Annotated in this window: 6 protein-coding genes and 1 pseudogene; 1 reads left to right on the top strand and 6 read right to left on the bottom strand. The window is 64.0% G+C overall.

Features of this window, described 5'->3' with window-relative positions; all coding sequences use genetic code 11:
* Positions 1-303 precede the first annotated feature (303 nt).
* From AX690_RS22195 to AX690_RS22825, 5 genes and pseudogenes are all read right to left on the bottom strand, one after another.
* Positions 304-474 carry a DUF3606 domain-containing protein gene (locus AX690_RS22195; RefSeq protein WP_082769587.1) on the bottom strand — a complete coding sequence of 57 codons (171 nt, stop codon included), beginning with the start codon at positions 472-474 and terminating at the stop codon, positions 304-306.
* Positions 475-537: 63 nt separating this feature from the next.
* Positions 538-720, bottom strand: coding sequence for a DUF3606 domain-containing protein (locus AX690_RS09395; RefSeq protein ID WP_066730332.1), 183 nt, complete (start codon positions 718-720; stop codon positions 538-540).
* Positions 720-881, bottom strand: coding sequence for a hypothetical protein (locus AX690_RS22190; protein ID WP_082769586.1), 162 nt, complete (start codon positions 879-881; stop codon positions 720-722). Before AX690_RS22190 ends, AX690_RS09395 begins: the two co-directional genes overlap by 1 nt.
* 74 nt (positions 882-955) lie before the next feature.
* Positions 956-1297: pseudogene (locus AX690_RS09390) on the bottom strand (DUF559 domain-containing protein); the annotation flags it as partial.
* 367 nt (positions 1298-1664) lie between these two features.
* Complete coding sequence (locus tag AX690_RS22825; protein ID WP_156449614.1) at positions 1665-1925, bottom strand: hypothetical protein; 261 nt, start codon at positions 1923-1925, stop codon at positions 1665-1667.
* A gap of 378 nt (positions 1926-2303) precedes the next feature.
* Here AX690_RS22825 and AX690_RS22820 point away from each other — a divergent pair, with 378 nt between their 5' ends.
* Positions 2304-3017, top strand: a complete 714-nt coding sequence (locus AX690_RS22820) for a hypothetical protein (protein WP_156449613.1) — start codon at positions 2304-2306, stop codon at positions 3015-3017.
* 67 nt (positions 3018-3084) lie between these two features.
* Here the strand turns inward: AX690_RS22820 and AX690_RS09380 are convergent, their stop codons facing one another.
* Positions 3085-4524 carry an aldehyde dehydrogenase family protein gene (locus AX690_RS09380; protein ID WP_066730330.1) on the bottom strand — a complete coding sequence of 480 codons (1440 nt, stop codon included), beginning with the start codon at positions 4522-4524 and terminating at the stop codon, positions 3085-3087.
* Between the last annotated feature and the right edge of the window lie 289 nt (positions 4525-4813).

Here is a 4813-nt window from a genome sequence, read left to right as displayed (position 1 = left end):
CCCCGACAGCCGTCACGATCGCCGGCCGGACGTCCCTTCCAAGCCATCGGGTGAGATCAGTATGGGGCGGGTTTCAACGCGGATGATCCAGCGGCGTGTAAAAACGAGAAGCCGTTGAAATCGTTCGGTTCGATTCCGGATACGCGGATGATGGAGCGCCGCGAACGCTCGTAAAATCCTCCCCCGTGACACGGGGGAGGTGTCGCGGAGCGACGGAGGGGGCGAACTGGAGATCGGCCGCGCTGGCCCCCTCCGGCCCTCTGGGCCACCTCCCCCGCGGCGCGGGGGAGGATCTGAAACCCCTCAGCTATTGCTGCCGATATAATTGCGCACGTCTTCCTCGCTGGACCCGACATGGTCGACGGCTTCGTTGAGGACCTCCTCGGTGACGCCCAGCGCCTCGGTCCAGTATCGCACCGCCTCGGGCTCGCGGACGTCGATCCGGGTCGTGGCGGAATGGGGCTGGTCGGACATGGCGGTCTCCTCCTTCACGGAGTCGAAGCCGTGAGAGACCCAGGAGTTCCGCCGCCGCGCGCCTCAGCGCTTCTTGCCCAGCTCCGCGGCGATGTCCTTGGTCATCTTGCCGACCTTGCGGTGGGCGGCGGTGATCTGGTCGCGGGTCACGCCCCAGCGCTTCATCCAGTATTCGACGGCCTGGCGCTCGGAGAGATCCAGGCGGTCCTTGTCGATGAAGCCGCGCTTGTCCTTGAGGCCGGCCATCAGCGGCTCATCCACGGCTTGGAGGCGCCCGTCGCCACGCGCGCCGCCTGCTGGCGCTGGAACTTGCCGCCCCGCGGCGGCTTTGGCCGTCCATCCAGCGCCGCCTGCTTGAGCCGCAGCGCGCGCTGCATCGGGGTCTCGTCGGGCGGGGAGGTGGTCATGGCCGGGAGGGTAGCCCAATCCCTCTCCCAGAGGGAGAGGGTGGCCGCGAAGCGGTCGGGAGAGGGGTTTCAAAGCCGCCACCCGCGCCCCGCAGCGCCGCCAGAATATCGTCCGCCGTCCCGCCAGGATCGGCCAGAACCCGTTCGTTGCGGAACCTCAGCACCATGTAGCCGAACCGCTCCAGCGCCTCCGTGCGGCGTGCGTCGTAATCCTCGCGCCCGTCGTGCGCGGCGCCGTCCAGCTCGACGATCAGCCGGGCCTGTTCACAGACGAAGTCGGCGAAGTAGCCCCCGATCGGCACCTGCCGCCTGAACTTGAACCCGCCCAACCGGTGCGCCCGGACCAGGCCCCACAGGATCTTTTCGGCCAGGGTCTGGGATTGGCGGAGACGGCGGGCGTTGGCGGTGGCGTCCATGCCGGGGAGGATGACCTCAGCCCTTGGGCGCGCTCAACAGAAGGAATCGGGATTTCCCGCTTTCCCGATCCCTCTCCCAGAGGGAGAGGGTGGCCGCGTGGTGATCCCTCTCCCGGCGGGAGAGGGCGGGGCCCGCCGCGTAGCGGTGGGAGGGAGAGGGATTACGAGGACCGCCGCCCCGCCGGCGCTCCGTCGCGCGGCTTACCCCCTCTCCCCGGCCCTCTCCCCATGGGAGAGGGAGTCGCACGGTTGTTCCCTCTCCCACAGGGAGAGGGTGGCCGCGAAGCGGTCGGGAGAGGGGTTTCACCTTGTCCGGACAGGCCCTGTCTTGTTCTCCCCGCTCCGGGAAGGGAGCCATCCTTACATCTCACGGCGAGACGATCGCCGCCGTCTCACCTAAACCGACGCCATGGACGCGCGCCACATCGATCATCTTCGCGCCTGGTGGGTCTGGCGCAAGGAGACCGTTGGGCTGGCCCTGGCGATGTTGGCCCTGGGCGGCATCGCGCTTTTCGCCAATCCTTTCGCCGCCGTCAGCAATGCGAACGGCAAGATCGTAGAGTTCCGAAAACTTGGCCGCAGAGGCAGCGTCGAGACCTACGCCGTCGTGGATGTCGATCACCGACAAGCCGTCGTCAGGTTGGACCCGAGCCCGGATTGTCAGGTTGGCGCGACCGTCTTCATCCAGAAGCGCAGAACCCTGATGGGTCCGCTGTACACGGCGCCGCGCGGATGTCGTTGAGCCCTCTTCCCGCCTCGGGAAGGGAGCCATCCTTACATCTCACGGCGAGACGATCGCCGGGCTGTCCAGGTCATTCAAGGACGGCTTCGCCGCCGCGGAGCGGCCGCTCGGGTCTCTTGACTGACCTGGACAGTCCGGCACGCTGCTGCCTCCAAGAGATGTAAGGTTGGGTCCGACCTTGGGAGGTCAGGGCAATCAACGGCAGAATTCGAAATATACAAAAGATTGACCAAGCAATGCTGCTCAAGCTATCTAGTCATCTCTATGAGCACTACCGTCACACCCGAAGTAGCAGCGCTAGAACAATTCCTAACGCAATTGACGGGAATCCCTAGCTCAACACCAATGCTCACGGCGATTGAGAATTACTGGCCCACCTCAGCGCCAAACAAGCTCATGGACGTGATGCGCTCACTGCACGCGCTAGAGCAAATAACATCCGAATTGCCGACTGCAGGCATGCGGCGGATCGCAGAGAAAACGATAGCGGGACTTGTAGTCGCATTTTCAACACAAAATCTATTGCGCGATATCTCCGGTTTTCGAGCGGCCATGAGCAACGAAATTCATTTGGCCACCTCGAATCTTGAGCTTTTTCACGATCTAAAGATAGACAGAGATAATCTTATAAATTCCGCAGAGGAAATAGATAGATCCATAGACGACCTTATGGAGCTATTCGCGAAATCTGAAATGTCAGATTCGTCAAAATCTGTCATTTCAGCCCAGATGGAATTGCTCAAGAAAAGCATAGATAGATTCAATAAAGGAACCGTTGGACCTTTCCGTGACTCTGCATTTTCCGTTATTGGGCGCGTTGTTATACAGATACATGGCGACACGAAGCTGAAGTCAGAGGATGCGCGAAAGCTAGTGGACGATGTACTTAGACTTGCAGGCCTGATCGATGCTGGCAGCAAAATCCTTACTCTCGCAGCACCTCATATCGCTGGCCTTCTTCCACCCCCATCTCACTGAATTGCTATGAAAAAAGGCGGAGCCTCCCGGCCCCGCCCTCTCCGTCTAAACCAGCAGCAGAGCAAACCTACTCCGCCGCCACCTTCGCCGAGTAGCCGAGGATCGCCTTGGTCTCCAGGAACTCGCCGAACGCGTGGTCGCCCCACTCGCGGCCGTTGCCGCTCATCTTGTAGCCGCCGAACGGGGCCATCAGGTCGGGGCTGGCGCCGTTCAGGTTCACCTGGCCGGCGCGCAGCTGGCTGGCTACTTTCCGGACCTCGCTTTGGTCGCCGCCCGAGACATAGGCCGCCAGGCCGTATTCGGTGTCGTTGCCGACCGTGACGGCTTCCTCGACCGTGTCGTAGCCCAGGATCGAGACCACCGGGCCGAAGATCTCCTCCTTGGCGATGGTCATGTCGTTGGTGACGTTGGCGAAGACGGTGGGCTTTACGTAGTAGCCCTTGTCCAGGCCCTCCGGACGGCCCGGGCCGCCGGCGACCAGGGTGGCGCCCTCGTCGATCCCCTTCTGGATCAGGCCCTGGATCTTGTTCCACTGCGTCTCGGAGACGACCGGGCCCATCTTGTGGTTGCCGTTCGGGTCGCCGACCGTGTGGGCCTCGGCGGCGGCCTTGGCGATGGCGATCACCTCGTCCATGCGCTTGCCGGGGACCAGCATGCGGGTCGGGGCGTTGCACGACTGGCCCGAGTTCAGCATCACCGAGGCCACGCCGCCGGCGACGGCCTTCTGGAAGTCGGCGTCGTCGAGGATGATGTTGGGGCTCTTGCCGCCCAGCTCCTGGTGGACGCGCTTGACGGTCGGGGCGGCGTTCTTGGCTACCTCGATGCCGGCGCGGGTCGAGCCGGTGAACGAGACCATGTCGACTTCCGGGTGGCTGCTGAGCGCCGCGCCGACCGTGGGGCCGTCGCCATTGACCAGGTTGAAGACCCCGGCCGGGACGCCGGCGGCGTGCAGGACCTCGGTCCAGATCTGGGCGCTGAACGGCGCGATCTCGGACGGCTTCAGCACCATGGTGCAGCCGACGGCAAGGGCCGGGCCGACCTTGCAGGCGATCTGGTTCACCGGCCAGTTCCACGGCGTGATGAAAGCGCAGACCCCGATCGGCTCCTTGACGATGCGGGTCGTGCCGCGATCTTCCTCGAACTTGTAGTCCTTGAGCACGGCCAGGGCCGTCTGGACGTGGCCGATGCCCATGGCCGCCTGGGCGCGCTGGGCCAGCCAGGCGGGGGCGCCCATCTCCTCGGTGATGGCTTTCGCCATGTCCTCGAAGCGCTTCTGGTACTCGGCGATGATCCGCTCCAGCAGCTCGATCCGCTCCTCGCGGCTGGTCTGGGAGAAGGTCGCGAACGCCTTGCGCGCGGCGCGCACGGCCTTGTCGACGTCGGCGGCCGAGCCCATCGAGATCACGCCCGCGACCTCTTCGGTGGCCGGGTTGATGACGTCCAGCGTCTTCGGCTGGGCGGGATCGACCCAGGCGCCGTCGATGTAGAACTTGGTGTAGTCGCGCATGACGTTCTCCTGCCCGTTGGGTTCGCCCGCTCTAGTTGGGAGAGACGGCGGACGGTTTCAAACAAGCATTTAATGTGATCGGCGATCAGGTGTGAAGGGGTTGCGGATAGGAATCCCTCTCTCTTTGAGAGAGGGCGGGGCCCGCCGCGCAGCGGTGGGAGGGTGAGAGGTTTCACCTCGCCAGGAAATCCCGAACACCCTGACGCGCCGCCTTAACCCGATAGACCCTTACCTCTCACCCTCCCAAGCTTCGCTTGGGCCCCTCCCTTGTATCTGGATTGCGGCGCCG

Origin of the sequence: Caulobacter sp. CCH9-E1, assembly GCF_001556515.1 — a bacterium.
In the GTDB taxonomy this organism is placed as follows: Bacteria; Pseudomonadota; Alphaproteobacteria; order Caulobacterales; family Caulobacteraceae; genus Caulobacter.
This window is presented reverse-complemented; position numbering and strand designations above follow the sequence as displayed.

Bases quoted from the DNA above. Each gene is read 5' to 3' on its own strand.
- AX690_RS22195 (WP_082769587.1), bottom strand. From the start codon at position 474: ATGTCCGACCAGCCCCATTCCGCCACGACCCGGATCGACGTCCGCGAG.
- AX690_RS09395 (WP_066730332.1), bottom strand. From the start codon at position 720: ATGGCCGGCCTCAAGGACAAGCGCGGCTTCATCGACAAGGACCGCCTG.
- AX690_RS22190 (WP_082769586.1), bottom strand. From the start codon at position 881: ATGACCACCTCCCCGCCCGACGAGACCCCGATGCAGCGCGCGCTGCGG.
- AX690_RS22820 (WP_156449613.1), top strand. From the start codon at position 2,304: ATGAGCACTACCGTCACACCCGAAGTAGCAGCGCTAGAACAATTCCTA.
- AX690_RS09380 (WP_066730330.1), bottom strand. From the start codon at position 4,524: ATGCGCGACTACACCAAGTTCTACATCGACGGCGCCTGGGTCGATCCC.